2 protein-coding genes are annotated in these 1,783 nt (G+C 63.9%); both read right to left on the bottom strand.

Annotated elements, in window-relative coordinates; translation table 11 throughout:
- On the bottom strand, positions 1 to 1,587 hold a 1,587-nt coding region (kdpA, locus tag ACZ5ON_RS35845; protein ID WP_465601770.1), incomplete at its 3' end, for a potassium-transporting ATPase subunit KdpA.
- A gap of 1 nt (position 1,588) precedes the next feature.
- Positions 1,589 to 1,678 carry a K(+)-transporting ATPase subunit F gene (gene kdpF, locus ACZ5ON_RS35840; RefSeq protein ID WP_465601767.1) on the bottom strand — a complete coding sequence of 30 codons (90 nt, stop codon included), beginning with the start codon at positions 1,676 to 1,678 and terminating at the stop codon, positions 1,589 to 1,591.
- Between the last annotated feature and the right edge of the window lie 105 nt (positions 1,679 to 1,783).

Below are 1,783 nucleotides of genomic sequence, written 5' to 3'. Positions count from 1 at the left end.
ACCCGACAGCAGGCCCACGAACAGCGGCTTGTGAGTGGGCAAGGTGCCCGGGGTAGCGGGAACGGGCTGCTGCTGAGCGAGCGAGCCAGCCAACGCCAGCACGAACACCATCGGCAAGAACCGGCCGAACAACATCGCCAGACCCAGCGCAGTGTCGTACCACTCGGTGTTCACCGTCAGACCACCAAACGCCGAACCGTTGTTGTTACTAGCCGAAGTGAACGCGTACAACACCTCGGAAAAGCCGTGCGCACCGGAGTTCAACATCCCGGCCCGCTCACCCGGCAGCGCCATCGCAACACCAGTACCGATCAACACCAACGCCGGAGTAGTGAGGATGTACAAGGAGGCGAACTTCATCTCCCGCCCACCGAGCTTCTTCCCCAAGTACTCGGGCGTGCGGCCAACCATCAAACCAGCAACGAACACCGCCACGACGGCCAAGATCAGCATGCCGTACAGACCCGAACCAGTACCACCAGGCGCAATCTCACCCAACATCATGTTGAAAATCGCCAGACCCCCACCGAACGGCGTCAACGAATCATGCGCCGCATCCACCGCACCGGTAGAAGTCAACGTGGTGGACACCGCAAACAGACTCGAAGCCGCCACACCGAAACGCTGCTCCTTGCCCTCCATCGCACCGCCGGCCGCCTGCAGCGCGGCGCCGCCGTGGTGCTGCTCGGCGAGGGTCATCAGCGCGGCGGAGCCGACCCAGAAGATCGCCATGACGGCGACGATCGCGTAGCCCTGGCGGTTGTCGCCGACCATCTTGCCGAAGGTACGCGGCAGCGCGAAGGAGATCACCAGCAGCAGGAAGACCTCCAGCCAGTTGGTGAAGCCGTTGGGGTTCTCGAAGGGGTGCGCGGAGTTGGCGTTGAAGAAGCCGCCGCCGTTGGTGCCCAGCTCCTTGATGACCTCCTGGGAGGCCACCGGGCCACCCGGGATCGACTGGGTGTCGCCGCCGAGGGTGGCGACGTCGTGGAAGCCGTGGAAGTTCTGGATCACACCGTTCGCCACCAGGACCACGGCGAAGACGATCGACAGCGGCAGCAGCAGACGCAGCGAGATCCGGGTCAGGTCCACCCAGAAGTTACCGACGCGGTCGGTCCGGTTACGGGTGAAGCCCCGGATCAGCGCGGCCACGATGGCGATGCCGACGGCGGCCGAGACGAAGTTCTGCACCGCCAGACCGGCCATCTGCACGACGTGACCCATCGTGGACTCGCCACCGTAGGACTGCCAGTTGGTGTTGGTGACGAAGGAAACCGCGGTGTTCCACGCCGAATGCGGCTCGACCGCCTTGTTACCCAGACTCAGCAGGAGCTTGTCCTGGATCCGCTGCAACAGGTAGAGGAAGAGCACCGAGACGGCCGAGAACGCCAACACCGAACGCAGGTAGACCGGCCAACGCTGATCGGCGTCACCATCGACGCCGATCACCTTGTACAGGCCGCGCTCGACTCTCAAGTGCTTGGCAGTGGTGAGGAGCTTGGCGATGTAGTCGCCAAGAGGGCGGTAGCACAGGGCCAGGGCGCCGACCAGGGCGATGGCCTGCAACCAGCCCGCGAGCGTAGAACTCATGTCAGAACTTCTCCGGGTAGATCAGCGCCACGACGAGGTAGCCGACCAGCGCGACGGCGACGACGAGACCTGCGATGTTCTCGACACTCACAGCCTCTCCACCCCCTTCGCGATCAGGGCCAGGACGACGAACACGGCAACCGTGACGCCGACGAAGATGAGATCGGGCATGGGTTCCACCAAAGTGGTTCAGGGA

Source organism: Kitasatospora sp. NPDC032150 (genome assembly GCF_055579945.1).
Note: the sequence above shows the minus strand (reverse complement) of the source record. Positions and strands in the feature narration are given on the sequence as shown.